This window comes from Stenotrophomonas sp. Iso1, from assembly GCF_027497995.1.
Taxonomy (GTDB): domain Bacteria; phylum Pseudomonadota; class Gammaproteobacteria; order Xanthomonadales; family Xanthomonadaceae; genus Stenotrophomonas.
In genome coordinates, this window is the sequence record NZ_JAODBT010000001.1 from 911,740 (window position 1) to 936,084 (window position 24,345).

General features: G+C 63.2%; 23 protein-coding genes. 8 read left to right on the forward strand and 15 right to left on the reverse strand.

The window, feature by feature from the left end; translation table 11 throughout:
• Positions 1 to 52 precede the first annotated feature (52 nt).
• The 9 genes from PAN08_RS03710 to PAN08_RS03750 form a co-directional block, all read right to left on the reverse strand.
• Positions 53 to 775 carry a hypothetical protein gene (locus PAN08_RS03710; protein ID WP_269790192.1) on the reverse strand — a complete coding sequence of 241 codons (723 nt, stop codon included), beginning with the start codon at positions 773 to 775 and terminating at the stop codon, positions 53 to 55.
• Between the two features lie 65 nt (positions 776 to 840).
• On the reverse strand, positions 841 to 1,758 hold the full coding sequence (locus tag PAN08_RS03715; RefSeq protein ID WP_269791157.1) for an SMP-30/gluconolactonase/LRE family protein: 918 nt from the start codon (positions 1,756 to 1,758) through the stop codon (positions 841 to 843).
• A 99-nt stretch (positions 1,759 to 1,857) separates the two neighbouring features.
• The gene (locus PAN08_RS03720; protein ID WP_269790193.1) at positions 1,858 to 2,247 is read right to left on the reverse strand and encodes a hypothetical protein; all 390 of its coding nucleotides are present in this window, start codon (positions 2,245 to 2,247) and stop codon (positions 1,858 to 1,860) included.
• A gap of 95 nt (positions 2,248 to 2,342) precedes the next feature.
• The gene (gene rlmM / locus PAN08_RS03725; RefSeq protein WP_269790194.1) at positions 2,343 to 3,392 is read right to left on the reverse strand and encodes a 23S rRNA (cytidine(2498)-2'-O)-methyltransferase RlmM; all 1,050 of its coding nucleotides are present in this window, start codon (positions 3,390 to 3,392) and stop codon (positions 2,343 to 2,345) included.
• Between the two features lie 99 nt (positions 3,393 to 3,491).
• Positions 3,492 to 4,052, reverse strand: a complete 561-nt coding sequence (locus PAN08_RS03730; protein ID WP_269790195.1) for a nucleoside deaminase — start codon at positions 4,050 to 4,052, stop codon at positions 3,492 to 3,494.
• A gap of 356 nt (positions 4,053 to 4,408) precedes the next feature.
• Positions 4,409 to 6,718 carry a TonB-dependent receptor gene (locus tag PAN08_RS03735; protein ID WP_269790196.1) on the reverse strand — a complete coding sequence of 770 codons (2,310 nt, stop codon included), beginning with the start codon at positions 6,716 to 6,718 and terminating at the stop codon, positions 4,409 to 4,411.
• Between the two features lie 192 nt (positions 6,719 to 6,910).
• The gene (phbB, locus tag PAN08_RS03740; RefSeq protein ID WP_269790197.1) at positions 6,911 to 7,651 is read right to left on the reverse strand and encodes an acetoacetyl-CoA reductase; all 741 of its coding nucleotides are present in this window, start codon (positions 7,649 to 7,651) and stop codon (positions 6,911 to 6,913) included.
• Positions 7,652 to 7,679: 28 nt separating this feature from the next.
• The gene (locus PAN08_RS03745) at positions 7,680 to 9,008 is read right to left on the reverse strand and encodes a CitMHS family transporter (protein WP_269791158.1); all 1,329 of its coding nucleotides are present in this window, start codon (positions 9,006 to 9,008) and stop codon (positions 7,680 to 7,682) included.
• 40 nt (positions 9,009 to 9,048) lie between these two features.
• Positions 9,049 to 10,224, reverse strand: coding sequence for a porin (locus PAN08_RS03750; RefSeq protein ID WP_269790198.1), 1,176 nt, complete (start codon positions 10,222 to 10,224; stop codon positions 9,049 to 9,051).
• Between the two features lie 185 nt (positions 10,225 to 10,409).
• On the opposite strand from PAN08_RS03750, the gene PAN08_RS03755 reads away from it, so the two are divergent.
• From PAN08_RS03755 to PAN08_RS03765, 3 genes are read left to right on the forward strand one after another with little or no spacing between them, the layout of a single operon-like run.
• Positions 10,410 to 11,099 carry a response regulator transcription factor gene (locus PAN08_RS03755; protein WP_269790199.1) on the forward strand — a complete coding sequence of 230 codons (690 nt, stop codon included), beginning with the start codon at positions 10,410 to 10,412 and terminating at the stop codon, positions 11,097 to 11,099.
• Positions 11,086 to 12,471, forward strand: coding sequence for a sensor histidine kinase (locus PAN08_RS03760; RefSeq protein WP_269790200.1), 1,386 nt, complete (start codon positions 11,086 to 11,088; stop codon positions 12,469 to 12,471). The genes PAN08_RS03755 and PAN08_RS03760 overlap by 14 nt, the downstream gene beginning before the upstream one ends.
• Positions 12,468 to 13,523, forward strand: a complete 1,056-nt coding sequence (locus PAN08_RS03765; RefSeq protein WP_269790201.1) for an ABC transporter substrate-binding protein — start codon at positions 12,468 to 12,470, stop codon at positions 13,521 to 13,523. The genes PAN08_RS03760 and PAN08_RS03765 overlap by 4 nt, the downstream gene beginning before the upstream one ends.
• Positions 13,524 to 13,637: 114 nt before the next feature.
• Here PAN08_RS03765 and PAN08_RS03770 read toward each other — a convergent pair whose 3' ends face one another.
• On the reverse strand, positions 13,638 to 15,389 hold the full coding sequence (locus PAN08_RS03770; RefSeq protein WP_269790202.1) for a glutamine--tRNA ligase/YqeY domain fusion protein: 1,752 nt from the start codon (positions 15,387 to 15,389) through the stop codon (positions 13,638 to 13,640).
• 102 nt (positions 15,390 to 15,491) lie between these two features.
• Here PAN08_RS03770 and PAN08_RS03775 point away from each other — a divergent pair, with 102 nt between their 5' ends.
• From PAN08_RS03775 to PAN08_RS03790, 4 genes are all read left to right on the forward strand, one after another.
• Positions 15,492 to 16,166, forward strand: coding sequence for a glutathione S-transferase family protein (locus PAN08_RS03775; RefSeq protein ID WP_269790203.1), 675 nt, complete (start codon positions 15,492 to 15,494; stop codon positions 16,164 to 16,166).
• A gap of 20 nt (positions 16,167 to 16,186) precedes the next feature.
• Positions 16,187 to 16,453, forward strand: a complete 267-nt coding sequence (locus PAN08_RS03780; RefSeq protein ID WP_269790204.1) for a DUF2007 domain-containing protein — start codon at positions 16,187 to 16,189, stop codon at positions 16,451 to 16,453.
• A 92-nt stretch (positions 16,454 to 16,545) separates the two neighbouring features.
• Positions 16,546 to 17,196, forward strand: a complete 651-nt coding sequence (gene msrA / locus PAN08_RS03785; RefSeq protein ID WP_269791159.1) for a peptide-methionine (S)-S-oxide reductase MsrA — start codon at positions 16,546 to 16,548, stop codon at positions 17,194 to 17,196.
• Positions 17,197 to 17,200: 4 nt separating this feature from the next.
• Positions 17,201 to 17,710, forward strand: coding sequence for an NAD(P)H-dependent oxidoreductase (locus PAN08_RS03790; protein ID WP_269790205.1), 510 nt, complete (start codon positions 17,201 to 17,203; stop codon positions 17,708 to 17,710).
• Between the two features lie 273 nt (positions 17,711 to 17,983).
• Here PAN08_RS03790 and PAN08_RS03795 read toward each other — a convergent pair whose 3' ends face one another.
• The 5 genes from PAN08_RS03795 to ahpC form a co-directional block, all read right to left on the reverse strand.
• Positions 17,984 to 18,949 carry a transaldolase gene (locus PAN08_RS03795; RefSeq protein WP_269790206.1) on the reverse strand — a complete coding sequence of 322 codons (966 nt, stop codon included), beginning with the start codon at positions 18,947 to 18,949 and terminating at the stop codon, positions 17,984 to 17,986.
• Between the two features lie 36 nt (positions 18,950 to 18,985).
• A complete protein-coding gene (rnk, locus tag PAN08_RS03800) occupies positions 18,986 to 19,411 on the reverse strand; it encodes a nucleoside diphosphate kinase regulator (protein WP_269790207.1) in 426 nt (141 codons plus the stop codon).
• Positions 19,412 to 19,699: 288 nt separating this feature from the next.
• Positions 19,700 to 20,632 (reverse strand): DNA-binding transcriptional regulator OxyR, encoded by a 933-nt coding sequence (gene oxyR, locus PAN08_RS03805; protein WP_269790208.1) that lies wholly within the window; start codon positions 20,630 to 20,632, stop codon positions 19,700 to 19,702.
• A 95-nt stretch (positions 20,633 to 20,727) separates the two neighbouring features.
• Positions 20,728 to 22,320 (reverse strand): alkyl hydroperoxide reductase subunit F, encoded by a 1,593-nt coding sequence (gene ahpF / locus PAN08_RS03810; RefSeq protein WP_269790209.1) that lies wholly within the window; start codon positions 22,318 to 22,320, stop codon positions 20,728 to 20,730.
• A 183-nt stretch (positions 22,321 to 22,503) separates the two neighbouring features.
• Positions 22,504 to 23,067, reverse strand: coding sequence for an alkyl hydroperoxide reductase subunit C (gene ahpC / locus PAN08_RS03815; RefSeq protein ID WP_057633045.1), 564 nt, complete (start codon positions 23,065 to 23,067; stop codon positions 22,504 to 22,506).
• Between the two features lie 299 nt (positions 23,068 to 23,366).
• Between ahpC and prmC the strand changes: the two genes are divergently transcribed.
• A complete protein-coding gene (gene prmC / locus PAN08_RS03820) occupies positions 23,367 to 24,209 on the forward strand; it encodes a peptide chain release factor N(5)-glutamine methyltransferase (protein ID WP_269790210.1) in 843 nt (280 codons plus the stop codon).
• The last annotated feature ends 136 nt before the right edge of the window (positions 24,210 to 24,345 follow it).

A 24,345-nucleotide genomic window follows, 5' to 3' on the forward strand; every position in this document is an offset into this window, starting at 1 on the left:
GGCGCCTGGGAGCAGCCTGGATGGTAACCGGACGTGTATGAAGGCGCGGTTCTCAGCCGGGTATGAAGGGGAATACCAGCTTCAGCAGGCCTTTCAGGCCACCTTCGGCGGTCGAACTGATCGCCTTCGCGCCGAGGCTGTTTAACGCGCGCCGCAGATCATCCCAACGCAGCTGTTTGATGTCCTTCTTCAGCAGGTCGGCGACTTCTTCCGAGGCAGGTGCGAGCTTCCTGAGTGCGTCGAGCGTGGTCTGCGGATCCGGCTGCAGATAGTTCCAGCGTTCGGCGATGGCGAGCAGGGTGTCAAAGCGCACGGCCACGACCTCGCGGTTGCGCTCGTAGACCGGGATGGCGCCCACGTCGAGGATGGCCTGTTCGAAACGCTGTGCGTCGTCCGGGTGTTCGATGCGGATGGCAAGGAAGCCTTCCTTGCGGCTGCGTTCGGTGACGTGTTTGGTACCCGAGCGCAGGTTGGCATCGGTCAGCGCGGTGGCGACGATACGCTGCAGGGCGTTGTCGCCATCCTCCGGTACCAGGGCGCGCCAACGGGCATAACCATTGCGTCGCAGGCCTTTGACCTTGGCCGGCGTGACCCGCAGCTGCAATGCCACAGCTGCGTTGGAGGCGCCGCGGTCGATGGCGCCATCGCGCTCCAGCAGTATGAAAATCAGCAGTTCCAGGTCGCGCTTGGTCAGCGACTGGAAGCCTTGCAGCAGGGTCAGCCGCAGGAATTCATCGCCGAATGCGGCCGGGTCCTTCAGTTCGATTGCGTGCATCGTGTTCTCCCATGAATGCACAGGATGCCCGATCCCGGTGGCACGGATTGAGACGGGCGGCCAGCTCAGCGATGGCTGGCGTGCTGTAACCCGTATTCACGGCCGGGGCGGTCGGCCTGGAAGGTTTCCACCGCGCCACGGTCCTGCAGCGTCACGAAAACCTGCCTGCCGTCAGCGCCACCGAAGGCGACATTGGTCGGCTTGCGGCCTTTCAGCGGTACCTCGCGCAGCAGTTCACCCTGGGGGGAAACCACGGCCACTACGCCGGCGTCGTAACGGGCGATGTAGAGATTCCCGTCTGCGTCGCTGCGCATGCCGTCCATGCCGTGATCGTCGAAGCGAATCAGCAGGCGCTTGTTGGAAAGCGTTCCCTCCGCGTCGAGGTCATATGCCCACACGTTGCGCTGCACGCTTTCGTTGACATAAAGGTGGCGTCCATCGGGGCTGACTTCGATGCCGTTGGTGGTGCCCATGCCGCTTTCGAGCAGGTGCACGCTGCCATCGCGGTCAATACGCCAGAGCTGGCCGTTGTCGGGCTTGGCCCAATCCGGGTCGCTGGCGTAGAGCGTGCCATTGGGCGCCAAAGCGATGTCGTTGGGTTGGTGCGCACCGGGCAGGTGCGCGAACACGCTGACGACGCGGGTTACAGGATCAACTTTCAAAATGTTGTGGCGCGGGTAGTCGGCGATGAACATCGAGCCGTCCGCGCCGAAGCGGATGCCGTTGCCGATGCTGCCTTCGGGGAGGGTGAGGAACGTTTCTGCCTTGCCGCTGTTGTCGACGCGGCCGATGGTGCCGTCCTTGCCGAGATTGACGACATACAGCGCGCCGTCGGCACCGGTGGCTGGGCCTTCGATGCCTGTAGTGAACACGCCATCGTCGACATGGTCACGCGCTACGAAAGGTGTGGCTGCACAGGCGCTACCGGCAGCGCTCAGGCACAGGGCAACAATCGTTTGTTTCAACGAGACAGGGCAGGCAATCACGGCATTCTCCGCTTCAAGACCCGGGCGAGTGTGCCAGAGCCCTGCACCGAAGCGGGCAGTGGTTGCGAAGGCAACCGCGTGGGTTGATGCAGCGGCTCAGCGTTTGTCGCTGGGCAGTGTCTGCACCGGCAGGCGTCGAGAATCCGTCCCCTCCCGCTTGGCTGCGCATTGGCCTTCGACGCAGCTGCAGCCGCTGATTTCCGCAAAGCCGCAGACGCTCATCATGCCCTTGGCCTGGCAGCTGGCCTGCACGCCAGCGGGGTCGGTGCGGCTGGCGACATTGACGCAGGCCGGGTAGTAACCGCAGCAGTTGCCAACGTTTTTGACCGTGCAGTCGGCATCGGTACGGCAACGCTGGTCGACGACCACGGGCGTTGCGGCAGGCGGCGTCGGCGTGGTTTCCACGGCGGGCGGCGAGGTGGCTGCAGGAACGCTGCAGGCACTGGTGATCAGCAACAGCGTGAGCAACAGGAACGAGCGCAACATGGCGGCTTCCGGTTCGGGGCACGCTGCGATGGTGAACCCGGACGGGTGTAGATCATGTCGCGATGGAACGCGGGGCCGAAAAGGCCCCGCTGTCGTCAGCGGCGCGTCGGGGTGACGAAGACCGTGATTTCTTCGCGGTCGTGGTACAGCTGCTTGGCGCGGATGGTGAGTGATTTGTCGGCCTGGTCAGCGAACAGATCCAGGCACAGCTTGGTTTCATCCCAGCGCTTCTTCATCGGCAGCTTGAGGTTGAAAATAGCGTGCTTGCACCAGCCTTCGCGCAGCCAGGTGGCCATGCGTTCGGCCACGCGACGGGGCTGTTCGACCATGTCGCAGACCATCCAGTCCAGCGGTACTTCCGGCTGCCAATGGAAGCCATCGGCGCGCAGGTGTTCCACCAAGCCGGTGTCGATGACGTGCTGGCGCAACGGGCCGTTGTCGATGCTGCTGACGCGCAAGTGCTGGCGAGTCAGCACCCAGGTCCAGCCACCCGGTGCAGCGCCTAGATCCGCTGCGCGCATGCCGGGCACCATCAGTGCTTCGCGTTCTTCCGGTGTAAGCAGGGCCAGCAGCGCTTCTTCCAGCTTCAAGGCCGAACGCGACGGCGCGTCGGAGAGCAGTTTCAGGCGTGGGATGCCCAGCGGCCACGGCGCACTGTCGCGGGTATCGGCGACGCAAACGAAAGCATGGGTACCATCGATAAACACGATATGCAGACGCGGCAGCTTCGTATTGGCCTTGTCGGTGAGCAGGCCGGCCTTGCGCAGCGCGGGGCGCAAGGCATTGCCGAAACTGCGCGCCAGACCAGCCAGCGGCTTGCCGACATCCGAATCCGGATGCTCTACCCACAGGTCGCCAAAACGTTGCTGGCCTTCCAGCGCGGCGACGATCGGGGTGATGCGGTCGGTCGCATCCAACTGCGGCAGTTCGACCAGTACCTGCAGCTTCTGGCGAGCGAAAATCAGCTCGCGCCAGGGCAGGCGTTGATCCAGTGCAGCGGCTTCGTCGGTGACGAATACGACATAGCCGTCATTGCGCTGCGTGCGCGCATAACCGGCGATGCCGGCAGCGCCGGCACGTTCGTTGAGTTCGCCGGCCAGCTCCGGTTCAAAGCCTTGGCGGCAGTAGCACAACAGGCCAGTCATGGTGTTCCTTGGGTACGTGCAGGGGTTGCAGAAGCGAGGTGAATCGCGATGAGTTGATTGCGCGTCGCGACTCAAGCCGCTCCTGCAGGAGAGCGTGGATCAGTAGCGCGCGCCGTCGTTGCGGCCATAGTTGCCGAGCACGATGCGTGCTTCGTCACGCAGCAGGCCCTGCACGACTTCGATGCCACGCTTGTTCAGTTCGCCCACCCAGTCTGCCGGCAGCGGGCCTTCATCGAACGGGGTGAGTTCTTCCACGTCGGCGGAGTTGGCGCCGATCAGCAGACGGTCGATGCCGGCCCACACGGTGGCGCCATAGCACTGGCAGCACGGCTGCGACGAGGTGGCCAAGGTAATGGGCGAAAGCTCCGCGTTCAGGCGCGGCGTATTGAGCTTCTGCTGGGCCAGCATGTAGGCCATGTTTTCGGCATGGGCCAGCGAGGTGGCATGTGGCACGACACGGTTCACGGCGGCGGCAATGACCCGGTGATCCGGGCCGAACACCACCGCGCCGAACGGGCCGCCGGTGTCGTGTTCGACGTTCAGCCGCGACAGTTCAATCGCCAGAGCCACCTTTTCCGCATCGCTGGTATAGGCATGCTGGCTGTCGACCGCATCGTGGATCCAGACGGGGAGCGTGAGATGAACCTGCGCGTGAAGCATGACGATGACCGACCTTTGGACAAAAACGGCGGCCAGTGTATCGGACTGAGGCGGCAGCCTCACTGGAGGGGTGGGGTTTGTTCAGCTGTGGCGGTGATGGGAGAGGGGAATTCCTGCGGATGTGGGTCTCACGTCTCGTCAAAGGCGGCCTGGCCCCGATCCTCCTCCCATTTACGGGAGAAGGTGCCCCGAAGGGACGGATGAGGGCGCTGTTGCTGCTTTCTGGAATCACATCTACGTCGGCCCACCCTGCGCCCGATGTATTTAGCTCGATTTCGATTTCGATGTCCGATGACCCCAACCCCTCTCCCGCTCGCAGGAGAGGGGTTTCAAGCAGTTTCCAGTGATGCCTGTCCTCAGAACCCTGCGCTGAGGGTGATGAACGTCTGGCGTGGGGCGCTGGCGTGGATGGCGTAGCGGGTGCCGTTGGGATCGGCGGGGGCGAATGAGCTGAGCTGGCCGGCATAGCGCTTGTCGGTCAGGTTGGTGACGTTCATTGATACCTTCAGGTCCTGCAGGCCCAGACCGGGACCGAACGTGTAGCCGAAACCGGCGTCGAAGGTGGTCACACCCGGTACCGACTGGTCATTGGTGTAGGTGTAGTAACGCTTGCCGGTGTACTTGCCGCGCAGGCTGGCGAACCAACCCTCGTGGTTCCAGCTCAGTTCGCTGGAGGCCATGCGTTGCGGTGTATCCACGGTGATCTTGCCGGCCACCGGCACCAGCGCACCGCCGGAGAGGTAATCGTCTTCGTAGGTGGATTTGTTCCAGGACAGCGCGTTGTACCACTGCAGTCCCTGCATCGGCTTGAGGATGAAGGTGAGCTCGGCGCCACGGCTCTTCACCGAGCCGACGTTGATGAAGCGGGTGATGCATTCCGGACGCGTACCCACCTCGATGCTCGTGCAGGGATTGAGCGAGAGCAGGCGGTTGTCGAAGGTGACGTCATAGGCGGCGATGGAGGCCTGGTAATTCTTGCCGAAGGTACGGAAACCGGCTTCGAAGGTTTTCGACTTTTCTGGCTCCAGTCCGGCGCTGGCAGCGAATGATTCCGGTGTGACCTGCAACGGGCCGCCACTACCGCCACCGACGAAGGCAGCGATGTTTTCCGAGTAGGACGCAAACAGCTCGTTGTTGCCGTTGAGTTTGAAGCCGATGCTGGCCTGCGGCAGTACCGACTCCTTCGCGGTCAGTGTGCCGGACGCGTAGCTCGCCTCGGTGCCCGGTTTGGCATTGGCGCGCATGCGCGTGTTGGGGCTCTTGATGCCCACATCGACGGTCAGGCGGTCGTCCATGAAACGCATGCGGTCCTGCACGTAGAACTGACGCGTGCGGATGTCGAAGTCCTGGTCGAACAAGCGCCGGTCTGGCTGGCTGAGATAGGTGTCGTCCAGGAACGGGCCATCGATGTAGTAGAAATTGCGCTCGACGTGATGATCGTTCTGCTCCCACCACAGTCCCGCTTCCAGTTCGTGGATGCCAAGCGTCCATGACAGCGCGGCGGTCAGGCCCTGACGGTTGATGGTGTAGTTGCTGCTGCGGATGGAGATTGGCAGCATCTTGTCGGTGCCGGGGTATGACGGCTGGCCGGGCGCCCACCAGTGGCCCTGGCCACGGTTTTCATGGTGATACGCGAGCAGTTTCAAGCGGCCTTGTTCGCCCACGTGCAGGTCCGCGTCAAGCGCGTACAGGTTGTCGTCACGCAACGCACGGCTCTGGTAGTACGCATCGTCGATGCTGGTGACGCCGCCACTGAAGACGCAGCGTTCTGCGTTGTAGGTGGCGGGTGCGCAGTACGCGGCGGCGACAGCGCGGTCCCAGTCCGGCGCATAGATGTTCCAGTCCCAGCCCAGTCCGCGCTCCAGCATGCTCTTGGACAGATAGGCGTAGTTGGCCTGGCTGGTGCGCGAGGTAGCGACGAATGCGCCGAAGCGGTTGTCGCCAACGTTCCATACCGCTTTGGCATTGAACTGGCGGCTGGTCTGGTTCTGATACGGGGCGGCCCACATGTCCGCATCCTGGTGGACACCGGAGAGGTAGGCAGCAAAACCGTTGTGCTCGCCGGTATCCACGCGCAGGTAGCCGCGACGTTGGTTGTCATCGCCCATGGTGACGCTGGCGCGCCCACCGAACACGGAGGACGGATCGCTGGAGAAGTATTGAATGGTGCCGCCCAGGTTGCTGGTGGATGCCACACCCAATGAGCCGACGCCCTGCGCCAGTTCGGCGCCCGCCAGGTTCTCGGCGATGAGCGCGCGCGAAATGCTCAGGCCGTTGTAGTTGCCATAGCTGTTGTCACCCAGCGGAATGCCATCCAACGTGTAGCCCAGACGGCTTTTGTCGAAGCCGCGCAGGCTGATGGTCTGTGATTCCTCGTTGGCACCGAACGCATCGTTGGACTGAACCGATACACCGGGCAAGCGGTCGAGAATCTTCTGGCCACTGGTGCCGGGCGGCAGTACTTGCTTGTCGACTTCGCCGATGCGCTGCACCTGGCGGGTTTCGCCCTGGCCAATCACGGAGATTGTATCCAGCGTCTGTGCGCTGCTTGCAGTGAGTGCGGCCGTTGTGTCGATGTTCGCGTCGCCCTGCGCGGGTATGGCGGCATACAGCGGTGCGGAGGCGAGAGCGCTGAGTACGGCGAGGGTCAGAAGTCGGGGTTGCATGTTGATCCGGGGCATAAGGGGGAGACGCGTGAAACACGCGTGACTCCACTATGCGAAGCCAACATGAAAGACTTTTGACGGTGGCGAGACAGTCGCGCGCTGCTGTCGTGACCGGTAGCAATGCGCTGGCAAAAAAAAAGCCGCGATGCAGGACATCGCGGCGTCGCCTTGAGGAGGCGATGAAACCTGGGGTCAACCCATGTATAAGCCGCCGTTGACCGCATAGTCGGCGCCGGTGACGTAGGCGGCTTCGTCCGAAGCCATCCATGCGCACAACGCGGCCACTTCCTCCGGTGTGCCCAAGCGGCGGATCGGCACCGAGGCAGCCAGCCGATCCAACACATCCGGCGGAAAGCTGCTGATCGACTGGCTGGCGATGTAACCCGGCGAAATGGTGTTCACAGTGACGTTGCGCGCCGCCACCTCATTGGCCAATGCACGGCTGAAACCATGCATCGCCGCCTTGGCGGTGGCGTAGTTGACCTGGCCGATCTGGCCCTTGTGCGCGCTGACCGAGCCGATATTGATGACGCGGCCCCAGCCACGGCTGGCCATGCCATCCACCACTTGCTTGGTGAGGTTGAACAACGAGTTGAGGTTGGAGGCAATTACCGCGTTCCAGTCGTCAACGGTCATCTGCCGGAACAACATGTCGCGGCTGCCGCCGGAGTTGTTGACCAATACGTCGACCTCACCCACTTCAGCCCGCACCTTGGCGAAGGCGATGCTGGTCGAGTTCCAGTCGGTGGCATTGCCTTCGGAGGCAATGAAGTCGAAGCCGAGTTCGCGCTGCTCACGCAACCAGTTGGCCTTGCGTGGTGAGTTGGGTGCGCAGCCGGCAACTACGGTATGGCCGCTGCGGGACAGCGTCTGGCAGATGGCAGTACCCACGCTGCCCATGCCGCTGGTGACGTATGCGATGCGAAGAGTCATGTGAGGCTCCAGTTCGAGGCAGGGCCGCTCAGGCGGCCAGCGGGTACAAGGCACACAGCAGGCTGCCAGCCATCAGCAGCAGCGAAATCGCTACCGCCCACTTGAGGGTGAACTTCTGGTGATCGGCGAAATCGACCTTGGCCAAGCCGACCAACAGATAGGTGGAAGGAACCAATGGGCTGAGCAGATGCACTGGCTGTCCGGCGAGTGAGGCACGTGCCATTTCCACCGGAGTGATGCCGTAGTGACCGGCAGCCTCGGACAGGATCGGCAACACGCCGAAATAGAACGCATCGTTGGACATGAAGAAGGTGAACGGCATCGACGCCAGTGCGGTGATCACCGCCAGGTGCGGTCCCCATGCATCCGGAATCACCGCCAGGAAGCCGCGTGACATGGCATCGACCATGCCGGTGTTGGACAAGATGCCGGTGAAGATGCCCGCCGCGAAGATCAGCGACACCACCGACAACACATTGCCCGCATGGTTGACCACACGGCGGCGTTGCTCGGCCAGGTTCGGGTAGTTGATCACCAGCGCGACGGCGAAGCCGACCATGAACAGCACCGGCATCGGCAGCAGGCCAATCACCAACGCCGTCATCAGCGCCAGCGTCAATACCAGATTCACCCACAGCAGTTTGGGACGCTTGGTGTCTTCGGCATCTTCCACGGTGGGCAGCGCGTCGCCGTCATCGGAGACGCTGGCATCCATCCACGAGCCGCCTTGCGGCAAGGCGACCACGCCCAGACGACGACGCTCTTTCATGCCCAAGTACCAGGCCAGCAGCAGGATGCCAGCGCAGGCCAGCACCATGGCCGGGATCAACGGGATGAAGACGTCGGCCGGGTCCACATGCAGCGCGGTGGCAGCGCGTGCGGTTGGGCCGCCCCATGGCGTGAGGTTCATCACGCCGCCGGCGAGGATGGTCACGCAGGTCATGTTCAAGGCGTTCATGCCCAGCCGCCGGTACAGCGGCAACATCGCCGAGACGGTGATCATGTAGGTGGTCGAGCCATCGCCATCGAGCGAGATCAGCATCGCCAGCACCGCCGTGCCCATCACGATCTTGAGCGGATCGCCCTTGACGATGCGCAGGATGATGCGCACGAGGGGATCGAATAGTCCTGCGTCGATCATCACGCCGAAGTAGAGAATGGCGAACATCAACATCACGCCGGTGGGCGCGATCTTCTTGATGCCGTCGAGCATCATTTCGTCCAGGCCGGCGCCGAAGCCACCGAGCAGAGCAAAGATGATGGGTACAGTGATCAGGGCGACCAGCGGTGACAGGCGTTTGCTCATGATGAGATACATGAACGTCAGCACCATGCCGAAGCCGAGGATGGTCAGCATCATCTGCAGACTCCTTGTGGGAAGGGGGAGTGGGAGGGGCTTAGAAGTCGAACTGCAGGCGGCCGGTGACGGCGCGGGTGCGGTCGACGGTGACGTCGGCAAGACGGTCGCGGTTGCGGCTTTCAATCACGTTGAGCATGAAGCGCAGGTTGTCGCGCAGGTACCAATTGCCGCCCAGCGTCCATGCTTCGGTGCTGCCGCGACGCAGATCGGGCAAGCCATCGAGATGCTGCGCACCGCGCATCTGGTCGTAGCGCAGCGCCAGTTCAAAGGCGCCGGCTTTGTGGCGGATGTCCTTGATGCGGGCGAAGCGGCCGGTCTTGCGGTCGTAGCTGCGTGATTCGCCGGTGACAAACCAGCTGAGCATGCCGTAGCCGGCCATCACCTCGCCACGCTGCGCGCCGTCGTCGAAGGTGGCGCCGCTGAATTCGCCCTGCCAGGACAGTGGCCCGTGTACCTGCGCGTATTCCAGCGACCACTTGTTGACGTCGGTGTCGCGGCCGGCCGAAAAATCCACCAACGTCAGCCGGCTTTCATCGGAAAGGTGGCCCGCAGGACGCGGGCGGATGCGCAGCGCCGGCATGCCATTGGCGCCGGGGTTGTCATAGGACTCGCGCGCCAGTGACAGGCCCAGGTGCAGCACGTCCCCCGCACTCGGACGGGGTGCCCAGGTGACGCGGCCACCCGCCGCGCGGCCCTTTACCTGCCAGGCATCGATGCTCTCCAGGCTGTAGACGCTGGCCGCCCAGGTGAAGTCACCCGGATTGGCTTGCCATGAGGCACCTAGCCGGTACAGCGGTGCCAGCGTAGTGCCCGCATTGCCGCGCTCAAGGAAACTGCCGTAGTTGGAGCCGGTGCGGTCATCCAGCGAGAAGTACTGTTTGAACTGGCCGACCGTCAGCCGGCCAGCATCGCCGAAGCCCCGGCTGACGTAGACATCCTTGGCCTCGACGCGGTCACCGGAGAAATCGGCCTCCAGCTTGTAGTCCACCGCGAAGAACTTGCCGGACACATCCAGCCAGGCGCGGCGCACTTCGGTGTCGTCCTTGTTCGGCGTACCGCGCCCGTCGTTGTCAAACGTGGCGAAGTCCAGGTGCAGCCGGCCACCGACGGTCGCTGTGACGGGGCGCTCGTCATCGGCGGCGAGCGCCGGTACGGCCACTGCCATCAACGTCAGGGCAGCGCCGGTGCGCCAGCATGCAATGTGGTTGCTCATGAACCCTCCGTGGTGCGCATCGGGCGCTTGGGGCGAGGCACCGGGCGGTGCGTGGGCGCAGTCTGGAGGCGGCAAGCTGTCATCCGCCTGTCAGCGACTTGTGCGCTGCAGCGAAAGAGCCGCTGCCTCGGCGCTGGGGGCGCCAGCGCGTTAGCATTCGCCTCTCCCCACGCTCCCCTTGCCTCATGCGCTTGCTGCTGGTTGAAGACAACCCGGATCTGGCCGACGCGATCATCCGTCGCATGCGTCGTAGTGGCCATGCCGTGGATTGGCAGGCCGACGGCCTGGCGGCGGCGAGCGTGCTGCGGTATCAGAATTTCGATCTGGTCGTGCTGGACATCGGCCTGCCAAAACTCGACGGCCTGCGCGTGTTGGCTGGCATGCGCGAGCGCGGTGACAGCACGCCGGTATTGATGTTGACCGCGCGCGATGGCATCGAAGACCGCGTGCAGGCGCTGGATGTCGGTGCCGACGATTACCTCGGCAAGCCCTTTGATTTCCGCGAATTTGAAGCGCGCTGCCGCGTGCTGCTGCGGCGCACACGCGGGCAGGCAAGTGAAGTAGTGCAGGTAGGAGGTTTCCAGTTCGACAACGCCGCGCATCGGGTAAGCCTGGACGGCGAGCAGATCGAGTTGCCTAATCGTGAGTACCGCCTGCTGGAAATTTTGGTCGGCCGGCTGGGGCAGGTTGTTGGCAAGGATGAGATCGGCAACGGGCTGTTTGGTTTCGACGACGAAGCCGGACCCAATGCCATCGAGTTGTATGTCGGGCGTCTGCGTAAAAAACTTGCAGCCGCACCGTTGCGCATCACCACCGTGCGTGGCGTGGGCTACATGCTGGAACCCAGCGACGGTACCGCTGATGGAACGGCCTGAAGTGCGCGCGCCCGCATCACTGCGGCGCACGCTGATGCTGTATCTCGGTGCGCTGTTGGCGGTGTTCGCGGTGGCGTTGTTGTTCGCTGCGCGCGAGTACGGACAACGTGCAGCCAACCGTTCCTTCGATCACTTGCTGGTGTCCTCGGCGCTTTCCATTGCTGACTCGGTGGCGCTGGTGGAAGGGCAGTGGCAGGTGGATCTTCCCTACGCCGCGCTGGACCTGCTGTCGATGGCGGAAGAAGACCGGGTGTTCTACCGCGTGGCCGACAGCCAGGGGCGCTTGATCACCGGGTACGGCGATCTGCCTGCACCGCCACGTAAATCCGGTACGCGCCCGCAGTTGTTTGATGCGCAATACAGCGGAGAGACCGTGCGTTTTGTGGTGGCCACGCGCAGCTTTGCCGCCGCTTCGGCGCAGGGTGAGGTACAGGTGCAAGTGGGGCAAACCCGTCGCGCCCGCGAGGTGTTGGCGCAGGAAATGGTGAACCGCGCGTTGTTGGCCATCGGCGTGCTGTCGGGTCTTTTGCTGGCATTGGTCGCCTTTGCGGTGCACCAGGTTTTTCGGCCTTTGGTGCGGGTGGAGCGCGAGTTGTCGCGGCGCGAACCTTCTGATCTCAAACCGCTGGATGCGCGCGTGCCGCGTGAAATGGACCAGATGGTGGCAGCCTTGAATCGCTTCATGGAACGCCTGTCCAGCAGCAACGAAACCCTACGTGCATTCATGGCCGAGGCAGCACATCAGATGCGCACGCCATTGGCGGCATTGCGCGCGCAGGCACAGTTGGCGCTGGACGAAGACGATCCACGGGACATGCGCCACAGCCTGCAGGCCATTGAGCGCAACGCCACGCATATGAGCCGCCTGCTCAATCAATTGCTCAGCGATGCCAGCGTGATCCATCGCTCCAACCTGCAGCGCTTCCAACCGGTTGATCTGGCTGAGACCGTACACCAAGCCTTGCATGACGCCCTGCCGCAGGCAGGCCCGGCGCCGCGCGTGCAGCTGGCGATGACCAATGCGGTGGTGCAGGTCAATGGCGACGCGTTGTTGCTGCGCGAAGCGATCAAAAACCTGGTCGATAACGCACTCAAATATGGTGGCGAAGGCGCGTTGCAAATCGCGTTGACGGTAGATGAAACGCACGCGGTGCTGACCATTGCCGATCACGGTCCGGGCATCACCGCCGCCGATGCGGAGCGTGTGTTCGAGCGGTTTGGTCGGGGCGAAGATGCTCCTGCAGGTGGCGCCGGGCTGGGCCTGGCCATCGTCAAGCGTGTTGTCGACAGCCACGGCGGCAGCATTGACCTGGCCAATCGGCCACAAGGTGGCTTGGTGGCCACCATTCGTCTGCCCCGGAGTGCCGCATGAAACGTTTCTTGCTGGGAATCGTGTTGATGCTGTTCGCATCGCCAGTGTTTGCTGCGCCGGGTGATGTGCAGCGCTTCCCCGCACGTGGCATGTTCACCGAACAACTGCGCATCCACGGCACCACCGACAGCGAAGTATTTGCCGTGGTCATCGCCGACTATCAAAACCAGCACCCCGGTACCGAGGTGATCTACGAGGACATCGTTGCGCAGGATTTGTACACCCGTTATCTGCATGATCGGCAAGCGACGACATCGCCGGATCTGTTGATTTCCAGCGGCATGGATCTGCAGGCAAAGCTGGTCAATGACGGTCATGCGTTGCCGCATCGCTCGCCGCAGACTGAGGCGGTGCCAGCCTGGGCGAAATGGCGCGACGAGGCGTTCGGCATCAGCTACGAGCCGGTGACGGTTGTCTACAACACCCGCACGTTGCCGGCAGCAAAAGTGCCGCATACGCGGCGCCAGCTGTTGGATTTATTGCGAGCGGAGGGCGCACCGCTGCGCGGCAAGGTGGGCACGTATGACATTGAGCGCAGCAGCGTGGGGTATCTGTTGGCGACGCAGGACGCACAGCGCGGCAGCATTGCCGGTGCATTGTTGGGTGCATTGGGCGACAACGGCGTGGTACGCGAAGAACGCACCGGCGTGTTGCTGGACAAGGTAAGCAAGGGTGAGCTGTCGCTGGTCTACAACGTGCTGGGTTCGTATGCACAGGCGCGCATCGATGCCGGTGCGCCGCTGGGCATTATCGAACTGGAGGATTACACGCTGGTGGTATTGCGCACGGCGGTGATCCCGCGCACCAGTACGCATCCAGTCGAGGCCAAGCGCTTTTTGGATTACCTGTTGTCGCCGCGTGGGCAACAGGTGCTATCGCGCGAAGCGCGGTTGATGCCAATCATTCGGGGTGATGGCCGCGACAGCGATCCCGCGCGAAACCTGCGGCCGATCCAACTGGGCCCGGGCTTGCTGGTGTACCTGGATGCATTGAAGCGGAGGCAGTTCCTGGAGGTCTGGCGTAGCAGCGTGGTCGAGCCGGGGAAAAAATAGGCTCTCAGGCAAGGTGCGCAGGCTGCACCGTAGAGCGCAGCCATGCTGCGCTCGGAGCATTGCGGGGAAAGCCGTGGCCGAGCATGGCTCGGCTCTATACGGCCTGCTTTTACCTCAGGCAGTCCAGGTGTCGCGCAACGTCACGCTGCGGTTGAATACCGGCTTGGCAGCGCTGTGATCGCGGCGATCCGCAACGAAGTAGCCGGTGCGCTCGAACTGGAAGGACTGCTCGGGCGCGGCGATGGCGGCAGCCGGTTCGATGTAGCCGGTGACAACCTTGCGCGACGCCGGGTTCAGATAATCGCGATAGGTCTTGCCTTCGGATTCATCATCCGGGTTCTGCACCGAGAACAGGCGGTCGTAGAGGCGGACTTCCGCTTCCACTGCGTGCTGGGCGCTGACCCAATGAATGGTGCCCTTGACCTTGCGGTTGGCGCCTTCCATGCCCGGGCGCGATTCCGGATCCAGCCAGCCGCGCAGCTCGACGATCTGCCCGGCATCGTTCTTGATCACGTCATCGACGCGAGCAATGCCGGCACCGCGCAGGCGAACTTCGCCGCCTGGCACCAGACGCTTCCAGCCTTTCGGCGGTACTTCGGCAAAGTCTTCGCGCTCGATCCACAGCTCGCGTGCGAAGGGCACCTCGCGGGTACCGAAGCTTTCGTCCTTGGGGTGATTGCTGAAGGTCAAGGTTTCTTCGTGGCCTTCCGGCAGGTTGCTCAGCACCAGCTTGATCGGATCAATCACCGCCATGCGGCGTGCAGCGGCGCTGTCCAGATCTTCACGCAACGCGCCTTCCAACACGCTGAAATCGATCAGCGAGTTCTGCTTGGAGATGCCCACGCGCTCGGCGAACAGACGCATCGCTGCCGGGGTGTAACCCCGGCGACGCAGGCCCTGCAAGGTCGGCATGCGCGGGTCGTCCCAGCCGTCGACCAGCTGTTCGGTGACCAGCGCCATCAGCTTGCGCTTGCTCATCACCGTGTAGTTGATGTTCAAACGCGAGAATTCGATCTGACGCGGCTTGGCCGCTTCACGCGGCAGGCCCTTGTCGACCAGCGGCTGGGTCAGCTCCGGGCTGTGCGCGTAGTCGACGTTGTCCACGCACCAGTCGTACAACGGGCGGTGATCTTCGAACTCCAGCGTGCACAGCGAGTGGGTGATGCCTTCGATGGAATCGCCCAAGGCATGCGCGAAGTCGTACATCGGGTAGATTGGCCACGCGTTGCCGGTGTTCTGGTGCTCGACGTGCTTGATGCGATAGATCGCCGGGTCGCGCAGGTTGATGTTGCCGCTGGCCATGTCGATCTTGGCGCGCACGGTGCGGGCGCCATCGGGGAACTCACCGGCACGCATGCGGGTGAACAGGTCGAGGTTCTCCTCGACGCTGCGGTCGCGGTACGGCGACGGGCGGCCCGGTTCGGTCAGGGTGCCGCGATAGGCGCGCACTTCCTCGGCCGACAGGTCGCAGACATAGGCCTTGCCGTCGCGGATCAGCTTCTGTGCGGCCAGGTAATAAGCGTCGAAGTAATCCGAGGCGTGGCGCAGCTCGTTCCACTCAAAGCCCAGCCAGCGCACATCGTCCTGGATCGCGGTCACGTACTCCGGGTCTTCCTTGGCCGGGTTGGTGTCGTCGAAGCGCAGGTTGCACACGCCGCTGAACTCACCGGCGATGCCGAAGTTCAAACAGATCGACTTGGCGTGGCCAATGTGCAGGTAGCCGTTGGGCTCGGGCGGGAAGCGGGTCTTGATGGCCGTGTGCTTGCCGCTGGCCAGGTCCTCGCGGACGATCTGGCGGATGAAATCGCGCTTCTCGGCGGGGGTGTTCTCCGGGGAGGCGTCGGCGGCAGGCGTGTTCTCGGACATGGGGAGCGCGGCATTCGTTTCAGATAGTAGGGCGAAAGTTTAGCTGAGCCGGGCCCGACGTGCCTTGGATGGGCCTATGCTGGAAGGCCATCCAGCCCTCAGATGCCCATGAATCGGCCTGTTCTGGTAATCGGCAACAAGAATTACTCCTCCTGGTCGCTGCGGTCCTGGCTGCTTTTGCGGCACTTTGGCGTGGATTTCGATGAAGTGCGGTTGGCGCTGGATACCCCGGAATTCGTCGCCGAGATCGGCCGGTATTCCCCTAGCGGCAAGGTGCCGGCGCTGCACGACGGCGAGGTGCAGGTGTGGGATTCGCTGGCCATCTGCGAGTACGCCAATGAGCGCTGGCTCGACGGCCGTGGCTGGCCGCTGGACTCGCGACAGCGGGCGCTGGCCCGCGCGGCGGCGGCGGAGATGCATTCGGGCTTTGTCGCGCTGCGTTCGCAGTTGCCGATGAACAGCCGGCGCACGCCTGACGCCTACGACTGGGACGCGGCCGCGCAGCGCGATATCGACCGCATCCAGGCGTTGTGGCGTGAGCTGCGCCGGAGCGAAGGCGCAGGCGGGGAGTTCCTGTTCGGTGACTTCGGCATTGTTGATGCCATGTTCGCGCCGGTTGCGGTGCGCTTTGATGGCTACGGCGTGTCACTGGACGGCGAAGCCGGCGCGTATCAGCGGGCGTTGCTGGCCTTGCCAGCCATGCGTGAATGGCGGCAAGCGGGCGCGCAGGAAGTTGAGCGCGTGGCGGCAACCGACGGGCTGATCCGGCCGTTCTGAATTCGCCCAGGGAGATCCCGATGCAACTGGTTTACCAGACAAACAATCTGTTCGATGCGCACTTGGTCAAGCATGCGCTGGAGGACGCAGGCATCCCGGCGTTCGTGTTCGGCGAATCCCTGCTGGGCGCCGGCGGCGAACTGCCGTTGTTCGGCATGTTGCGTGTCTGCGTGCCCGACATGGCCAAGCCCGAAGCCGATGAAATCGTCGCCGAGCTGGCCTTGGACGCGGGGCCTGCTGACCCCATTTCAGATGACGATGAAGCGCCGGGTTTTCTGCCGGCCTGACCACGTGCTCTTGCCCTGTCACGGGTATGGGGTAGGGCGGCATCGCATATACGTTCTTTGAGGAGTTGATCATGTTGGGAATCAGCCAAGGGCTGTTGGGAATTGGTGCGTTCAAGCAGCGCCTGCCACGCCCGGAAGAAGCATTGCCGGGGCGCGATGCGCCATTGCCGCTGCACAACATGCATTTCGTCAACGGCCAGCCATTGCAAGGTGATTTCACCGGACTGCAGGTGCTGGACGTTGGCATGGGATGTTTCTGGGGGGCTGAGCGCAAGTTTTGGCAGCTGCCAGGCGTGGTGACCACGGCGGTGGGCTATCAGGGCGGCGTCACACCCAACCCGAGTTACGAGGAAGTCTGTTCCGGGCTTACCGGGCATACCGAAGTGGTGCGGGTGGTGTTCGACCCGGCACAGGTAACGCAGGAGACGGTGCTGCGGACTTTCTGGGAGAACCATGATCCCACCCAGGGCATGCGTCAGGGCAACGACACCGGCACCCAATACCGTTCGGCTGTTTATTGCCACACGCAGGCGCAGTGGGAAGCCGTGCTGGCCAGCCGCGATGCCTATCAACAGCAGCTGCATGCGGCCGGTTATGGGGACATCACCACGGAAATTGCATTCCCGGCACCGCCGTTCTACTACGCCGAGGATCAGCACCAGCAGTACTTGGCCAAGAATCCCAACGGCTATTGCGGCATGGGTGGCACCGGTGTGAGCTGCCCGATCGGCCTGGACGTTTGAGGTGATGGCTGCCGCACCACGCCGGTTGCTGGTGGTATGGCACAGTTTCACCGGCGCCACGCGCACGATGGCTGAAACACTGGCAGCGTCGGCCCGCGAGGTAGGCGGTGAGGCATTGCAGGTGAGCTTGCTGCATGCCGCCGATGCGGGCGCCGAAGACGTGCTGGCGGCTGATGCGGTGGTGTTTGCCACGCCTGAGACCTTGGCCTCGATCAGTGGCGCGATGAAGGACTTCTTCGACCGGAGCTACTACCCGCTATTGGGACGGTGCGACGGCAAGCCCTATGCGTTGGTGGTGTGTGCGGGTTCGGATGGTCACCCGACCATTGCGCAGTTGCAGCGCATCGCGACAGGGTTGCGTTTACGCGAAGTGGCCGAACCGGTATTGGTTTGCACGCATGCGCAGACGCCGGAGGCGATTGCAGCGGAGAAGCAGGTGCCGGAAGCAGAGTTGGAGCGCGCACGGGAACTGGGTGCATTGCTCGCAGCAGGGCTGGAGCTGGGGATTTTTTAGCTTTGCTTTGGCTCTGCTCAAAGCTTTTGCTCAAAGCTTTTGCTCAAAGCCTTTGCTCAAAGCCCCTCTCCTGTTTACGGGAGAGGGGTTGGGGTGAGGGCGCTCTAAAAGCGCGTAGAGCTAAAGAGCCCCCTCATCCGCCCCTTCAGGGCACCTGCATTCGGCACATCCCTGTGGCTCACCCTTCGGGCGGCTTTGCCGTGCAGTTCGGCTTCCTGCCGAACTGTCTCCCGCACGCGGGAGAAGGGAGTTGATCAGGCATTGCGCGTGCGGTTACTTGCTCAACTCATCCGCAATCCGCTGACGCAGGGTCTGCAGATCCTTGGCGAACGCATCAATGCCGGTGGCCAGCTTCTCGGTTGCCATCGGATCGGCAGCAAGGTCCGCTTCAAACTGGGCTTCATCAATGGCCACGACGTTCACCGCTTCTGCAGCGCCCGCCACCAGCGTGCGTGGCAGCTCACCGGTATCGGCATCCAGCTTTTCCAGCAGGTCCGGCGAGATGGTCAAACGGTCACAACCGGCCAGCGCTTCAATCTGCGCGGTCGAACGGAACGAGGCGCCCATCACCACGGTCGGCGAACCGCGACGCTTGAATTCGGCATACACGCCGCGCACGAACTGCACGCCCGGGTCTTCGTCGATGGTGGTCGGGGTCTGGCCGTTGGCCACGTACCAATCCAGAATGCGGCCGACGAACGGCGAGATCAGGAAGGCACCGGCTTCCGAACAGGCCAGGGCCTGGGTCGGGTTGAAGATCAGCGTCAGGTTGCAATCGATGCCTTCGGCCTGCAGCACGCGGGCGGCTTCGACACCCGCCCAGGTAGCGGCGATTTTGATCAGCACCTTGCTGCGTGGCACGCCGGCCGCTTCATACATGGCGATGAACTCGCGCGCTTTGGCGATGGTGGCGTCGGTGTTGTGCGCCTGGTCGGCGTCCACTTCGGTGGAGACGCGGCCGGGCACCAGCTCGGCCAACATGGTGCCCACGCCCACGGTCAGGCGATCCACCACGGCTTTCGCGATGTCCTGCGTTTCACCAGCCTGGGCACGGCCCCACTGCAACTCGCGCTCGATCAGACCGGCGTACACCGGCAGGTCGAGGGCTTTCTTCACCAACGTCGGGTTGGTGGTGCAATCCACCGGGCGCAGGCGCTTGATGGCGTCGTAGTCACCGGTGTCGGCGACGACGACGGACAGTTCGCGCAGCTGGGCGAGTTTGGAGGGGGCCTGGGTCATTGCGTGTTCCTGTGGAGCAGGGCCGGCGCGGTGCGCTCAGCGGTTGATATCGCCAGCGGCTTCGGGCTGGTAATGGACGGCGGTTACGCACAGGCGCAGCTGACGACCACCGGGGGCAGTCCAGTCGATGGTCTGGCCAACCGACAGGCCGAGCAGGGCGCTGCCAACGGGTGCCAGGATCGATACGTGGCCCTTGTCGAAATCCGCTTCGTGCGGATAGACGAGGGTCAGGGAATGCTTTTCGTCGTGCAGTTCGTCAATGCAATCCACACGCGAATGCATGGTGACGATGCCTGCGGGGATTTCTTCCGGCGGCAGCACTTGCGCGCGCTCCAGCTCCAGGGACAGGGCGACGGCGGCGGGGTGCCGGCTCAGGGCCGGGGAGTCGAGCATGGCTTCAAGGCGGGCCAGGTCGCGGCTGGAAACGATGATGGATGGCGGCAGACCGCTTTGGCTGGTCATTGGATGTTCCTTATCAGTAAAAAAATCTATTGAAAAAGCAAGCAAAAGGCGACGCCTTGACGGCGCCGCCTGATCACTATTGTGCTGGTAACACGGGCCGGTTGCGACCCTGTACCGATCATGGGGCCGGTCAGGGCCGGATGCAATGTGGAGGTAGGGGGTGTTCAGGTTTGTGGGTTCCCGAAAAACGCCCTTTCCCTTCCTTTTGGTGCATGACACTGGGGCGGTTTCGCAGGATTTGTCCGATTGCGGTAAAGCCCTGCTTCTGCTCCATCGGCAGAGTGAGACTCAGTCCGACGCCCGGACCGGCTCTTGGGAGAACTCAAGCAAGCCCGCGGGCAGTTGCCGGAACAACTGCGCCAGCTGTTCCAAAAATGCACCCATCGCCGAACTGCGGCGCCAGATCATGGCGATACGGCGATTGGGCACCGGTTGGCCCTTGAATGGAATCAGGTGGATGTTTTCCGAACGCGCCACCGGTGGTTTCACCGCCAGCATCGGCAGCAGGGTCACGCCGACGTTGGCTGCGACCATCTGACGCAGGGTCTCCAGGCTGGTGGCCTGGAATTCGGACTTCTCCAGCGCGCCAGCCAAGTGACAGACATCCAGTGCTTGGTCGCGCAGGCAGTGGCCGTCCTGCAGCAGCAACAGGCGCTGGTTGGACAGATCGTCCAGGCTCAGCGACGAATGCGCGGTCAACGGATGACCTTCTGGTGCGGCCAGTACGAAGGGTTCCTCGAACAGGGATTCGATGTGCAGTTGTTCGTCGTTGATCGGCAATGCCAATACCGCGGCGTCGAGTTGGCCGTTGCGTAATTGCGCCATCAGTACATCGCTCTTTTCCTCGACCAACAGCATTTCCAATTGCGGGAAGCGCTGGCGGATCGCCGGTACGACATGTGGCAACAGATAGGGGCCAAGCGTGGGGAAGATGCCCAGGCGCACGGTGCCAGCTTCCGGATCGCGGCTGCGGCGCGCGGCTTCCTTCATCTGCTCGACTTCGGCCACGATGTTGCGCGCGCGTGCGGCCGCTTCGCGCCCGGCAGGGGTCAGCATCACCTTGCGTGGCGCACGCTCGACCAGCGGCACGCCCAGCTCTTCCTCCAGCTTCTTGATCTGGGTGGAGAGCGTGGGCTGGCTGACAAAACAGGATGCAGCGGCGCGACCGAAGTGCTTGTGTTCGGCCAGCGCTACCAGGTATTTCAAGTCACGCAGGTTCATGTCGAACTCCGGTCATGTCGCAGGAACGGCGAAAAGAGTGAGAGGCCGCCGATGCTTCCTCTCACTCTTTGCTCCTCTTGACGGATGGTTGTGGATCAGGCCGTTTCGGCAACTGCCGCAACCGGTGCCGGTGCCGAACTGCGGATCAGATGATCGAACGCACTGAGTGCGGCGGTCGAGCCGGCGCCCATGGCGATGATGATCTGCTTGTACGGCACCGTGGTGCAGTCACCGGCAGCGAACACGCCCGGCACGTTGGTCTGGCCACGGTCGTCGATGATGATTTCGCCACGGCCGCTCAGCTCCACCGAGCCACGCAACCACTCGGTGTTCGGCAGCAAACCGATCTGCACGAAGATGCCTTCCAACTCCACGCGGTGCGAATCGCCACCGACGCGGTCGGTGTAGACCACACCGGTGACCTTCTGGCCGTCGCCCAGCACTTCGGTGGTCTGTGCGTTGAGCACCACCTTCACGTTGGGCAGGCTGTTGAGCTTGGCCTGCAACACCTGGTCGGCGCGCAGCTTGCTGTCGAACTCGAGCACGGTGACGTGGCTGACGATGCCGGCCAGGTCAATGGCGGCCTCGATGCCCGAGTTGCCACCACCCACCACCGCCACGCGCTTGCCCTTGAACAGCGGGCCGTCGCAGTGCGGGCAGTAAGCCACGCCCTTGTTGCGGTACTCGTTCTCGCCCGGCACATTCATCTGCCTCCAGCGTGCGCCGGTGGACAGGATCACGGTTTTGGACTTCAGCGAAGCGCCGTTTTCCAGCTGTATTTCGACCAGGCCATCGGCACCGGCCGGCACCAGCTTGGTGGCGTGCTGCAGGTTCATGATGTCCACCTCGTACTCACGTACATGGGCTTCCAGTGCACTGGCCAGCTTCGGGCCTTCGGTGTGCTGCACCGAGATGAAGTTCTCGATGGCCATGGTGTCCAGCACCTGGCCACCGAAACGCTCGGCGGCAACGCCGGTACGGATGCCCTTGCGTGCGGCGTAGATCGCCGCCGCTGCGCCGGCCGGGCCACCGCCCACCACCAGTACGTCGAATGTCTCCTTGGCCTTGATCTTTTCGGCTTCGCGGGCAATGGCGCCGGTGTCGAGCTTGGCCACGATCTGCTCCAGGCTCATGCGGCCGGAGTCGAACATTTCACCGCCCTGGAACACCATCGGCACGGCCATCACCTGGCGCTGCTCCACTTCCTGCTGGAAGGTGCCGCCCTCGATCACCGTGGTGCTGATCTTCGGATTCAAAATCGCCATCAGTGCCAGCGCCTGCACCACGTCCGGGCAGTTGTGGCAGGTCAGCGACATATAGACGTCGAAGGTGAACTCACCGTCGATGGCCTTGATGCTGTCGATCACGTCCTGCGCCACCTTCGGCGGATGGCCACCGGTCCACAGCAGGGCCAGCACCAGCGATTCAAACTCGTGGCCCAGGGGCAGGCCGGCGAAACGCACGCCGTGGCTCTGGCCTTCACGGGCGATAACGAACGAGGGCTTGCGTGCATCGTTGCCGGAGGCATCCAACGTGATCTTGCCGCCGCCGGCAGCGACGATGTCGTCAAGCAGGCCGCGCATGTCCTGGCTGGCGGCGCTGTCATCGAGAGAGGCAATCAGGCGCAGCGGTTGGCGCAACAGGCCCATGTACTGCTGCAACTGGGTCTTGAGGCTGTCGTCGAGCATGAGCAACTCCTTCGTTGAGGCAAAGCGGGGGTGTGACGCCGCTGCGGTAAGGCCGGGCGCCAATAGAAATAGGGGTGAACCGCAGCGCGCTGCTGAGCTTGCGGGCGTGGTGCTGGCTGGCATCAACACGCTGCGGTTCACCCCCACGCCCGCCGTGAGGGCGGGGTGGGAGTGCGGTACGACTTAGATCTTGCCGACCAGGTCCAGCGACGGGGTCAGGGTCTTTTCGCCTTCCTTCCACTTGGCCGGGCACACTTCGTTCGGGTGTGCGGCGGTGAACTGAGCGGCCTTCAGCTTGCGCAGGGTCTCGGACACGTCACGGGCGATCTCGTTGGAGTGGATCTCCGAGGTCTTGATCACGCCTTCCGGGTTGATCACGAAGGTGCCACGCAGCGCCAGGCCTTCTTCGGCAATGTGCACGCCGAACGCATTGGTCAGCTGATGGGTCGGGTCGCCGACCAGCGGGAACTTCGCCTTGCCCACGGCCGGCGAGGTTTCGTGCCACACCTTGTGCGAGAAGTGGGTGTCGGTGGTCACGATGTAGACCTCGGCACCGGCCTTCTGGAACTCGGCATAGTTGTCAGCGGCGTCTTCAATCTCGGTCGGGCAGTTGAAGGTGAATGCAGCCGGCATGAAGATCAGCACAGACCACTTGCCCTTCAGCGAGGCGTCGGTGACTTCAATGAACTTGCCGTTGTGGAACGCATTGACCTTGAACGGCTGAACCTGGGTGTTGATAAGGGACATGTTGCTTCCTCTTGGGTGAAGGGGCGGGGTGAATCGTTGGAGCAAAGACTAATAGGCTGTGCCTAATAAGACAAATGAATTGGATGCATCGAATCAATAGGTATTGACTATCAATAAGGGCGGTCAAAGCATCGTATTCCCCAATATCGGGGGCTTTGACGGGTTTCCAAGCCGTGTTGTCGCGAAGCTGAACGGTTTGGCATAGGCGGGATGTATCCGAACGCTGTCCGGGCGGTAGGCAGGGCGGGGCGCGGTGACTATCCTCGCCGTCCAGGAATTTCCCGCGAAGGGGTAGTGAAGTGTCCACGGTGAAGATTGCCGAGCTGTTGCGGGAAGCGGCTGCCCGTTTGCCGGGCGAAGATGCCCGTCACGAGGCCGAGCAGTTGCTGCTCCACACCCTGGGTGTCGAGCGCGCCTGGTTGTTCGCCCATGCCACCGATGAGGTGGCTCCAGCCGATCAAGAGCGCTTCGAGCTGCTGCTGCAGCGCCGTGTGGAAGGCCATCCGCTGGCCTATCTGGTCGGCCGCCGTGGGTTCTGGACGCTGGATCTCGAGGTCAATGTCGCGACCCTGATTCCCCGCCCGGAGACCGAATTGCTGGTCGAGCAGGCATTGGCGCGCCTGCCGGCCGACGACATGGTGCGGGTGGCCGACATGGGCACGGGCAGCGGTGCAATTGCGCTGTCCATCGCCAGCGAGCGCCCGTTGGCGACGGTGATGGCGACCGATGTGCTGGGGCCAACGCTCGCTGTGGCAGTGAAGAACGCACAGGCGCATGGACTGGAAAACGTCTGGTTCCGTCGTGGGCACTGGTACACGGCATTGGGCGCGGACCGTTTCGACATGATCGTCAGCAACCCGCCTTACATCGCGGCCGGCGACCCGCACCTGCAACAGGGTGATCTGCGCTTCGAACCGCCGCCGGCGCTGGCTTCCGGTGCTGACGGGCTGGATGCGATCCGCGAAATCATCAGCGGCGCGCATGAACACCTGGTCCCGGGCGGCTGGCTGCTGCTGGAGCACGGTTGGGATCAAGGCCCGGCGATCCGCGAGTTGTTGGAGCAGGCTGGCTTTGTAGGGGCGCAGACCGTGCAGGATATGGAGCAGCGAGATCGGGTCACACTGGGACGTCTGGCTGTCTGATTTCCTGTGGCACGACGTCATGCAATGGCGTGTCGCAGAGAGGGCGGCGCTTCCATGGAATGCCTGCGGACAGTGAGTGGCGAAGCAGTGCGCCAATGTGCAGGACATCGTAATTGAAGCCGATAAAAGCCTCTTT

Bases quoted from the DNA above. Each gene is read 5' to 3' on its own strand.
- PAN08_RS03710 (WP_269790192.1), bottom strand. From the start codon at position 775: ATGCACGCAATCGAACTGAAGGACCCGGCCGCATTCGGCGATGAATTC.
- PAN08_RS03720 (WP_269790193.1), bottom strand. From the start codon at position 2,247: ATGTTGCGCTCGTTCCTGTTGCTCACGCTGTTGCTGATCACCAGTGCC.
- rlmM (WP_269790194.1), bottom strand. From the start codon at position 3,392: ATGACTGGCCTGTTGTGCTACTGCCGCCAAGGCTTTGAACCGGAGCTG.
- PAN08_RS03730 (WP_269790195.1), bottom strand. From the start codon at position 4,052: ATGCTTCACGCGCAGGTTCATCTCACGCTCCCCGTCTGGATCCACGAT.
- PAN08_RS03735 (WP_269790196.1), bottom strand. From the start codon at position 6,718: ATGCAACCCCGACTTCTGACCCTCGCCGTACTCAGCGCTCTCGCCTCC.
- phbB (WP_269790197.1), bottom strand. From the start codon at position 7,651: ATGACTCTTCGCATCGCATACGTCACCAGCGGCATGGGCAGCGTGGGT.
- PAN08_RS03745 (WP_269791158.1), bottom strand. From the start codon at position 9,008: ATGCTGACCATCCTCGGCTTCGGCATGGTGCTGACGTTCATGTATCTC.
- PAN08_RS03750 (WP_269790198.1), bottom strand. From the start codon at position 10,224: ATGAGCAACCACATTGCATGCTGGCGCACCGGCGCTGCCCTGACGTTG.
- PAN08_RS03755 (WP_269790199.1), top strand. From the start codon at position 10,410: ATGCGCTTGCTGCTGGTTGAAGACAACCCGGATCTGGCCGACGCGATC.
- PAN08_RS03760 (WP_269790200.1), top strand. From the start codon at position 11,086: ATGGAACGGCCTGAAGTGCGCGCGCCCGCATCACTGCGGCGCACGCTG.
- PAN08_RS03765 (WP_269790201.1), top strand. From the start codon at position 12,468: ATGAAACGTTTCTTGCTGGGAATCGTGTTGATGCTGTTCGCATCGCCA.
- PAN08_RS03770 (WP_269790202.1), bottom strand. From the start codon at position 15,389: ATGTCCGAGAACACGCCTGCCGCCGACGCCTCCCCGGAGAACACCCCC.
- PAN08_RS03775 (WP_269790203.1), top strand. From the start codon at position 15,492: ATGCCCATGAATCGGCCTGTTCTGGTAATCGGCAACAAGAATTACTCC.
- PAN08_RS03780 (WP_269790204.1), top strand. From the start codon at position 16,187: ATGCAACTGGTTTACCAGACAAACAATCTGTTCGATGCGCACTTGGTC.
- PAN08_RS03790 (WP_269790205.1), top strand. From the start codon at position 17,201: ATGGCTGCCGCACCACGCCGGTTGCTGGTGGTATGGCACAGTTTCACC.
- PAN08_RS03795 (WP_269790206.1), bottom strand. From the start codon at position 18,949: ATGACCCAGGCCCCCTCCAAACTCGCCCAGCTGCGCGAACTGTCCGTC.
- rnk (WP_269790207.1), bottom strand. From the start codon at position 19,411: ATGACCAGCCAAAGCGGTCTGCCGCCATCCATCATCGTTTCCAGCCGC.
- oxyR (WP_269790208.1), bottom strand. From the start codon at position 20,632: ATGAACCTGCGTGACTTGAAATACCTGGTAGCGCTGGCCGAACACAAG.
- ahpF (WP_269790209.1), bottom strand. From the start codon at position 22,320: ATGCTCGACGACAGCCTCAAGACCCAGTTGCAGCAGTACATGGGCCTG.
- ahpC (WP_057633045.1), bottom strand. From the start codon at position 23,067: ATGTCCCTTATCAACACCCAGGTTCAGCCGTTCAAGGTCAATGCGTTC.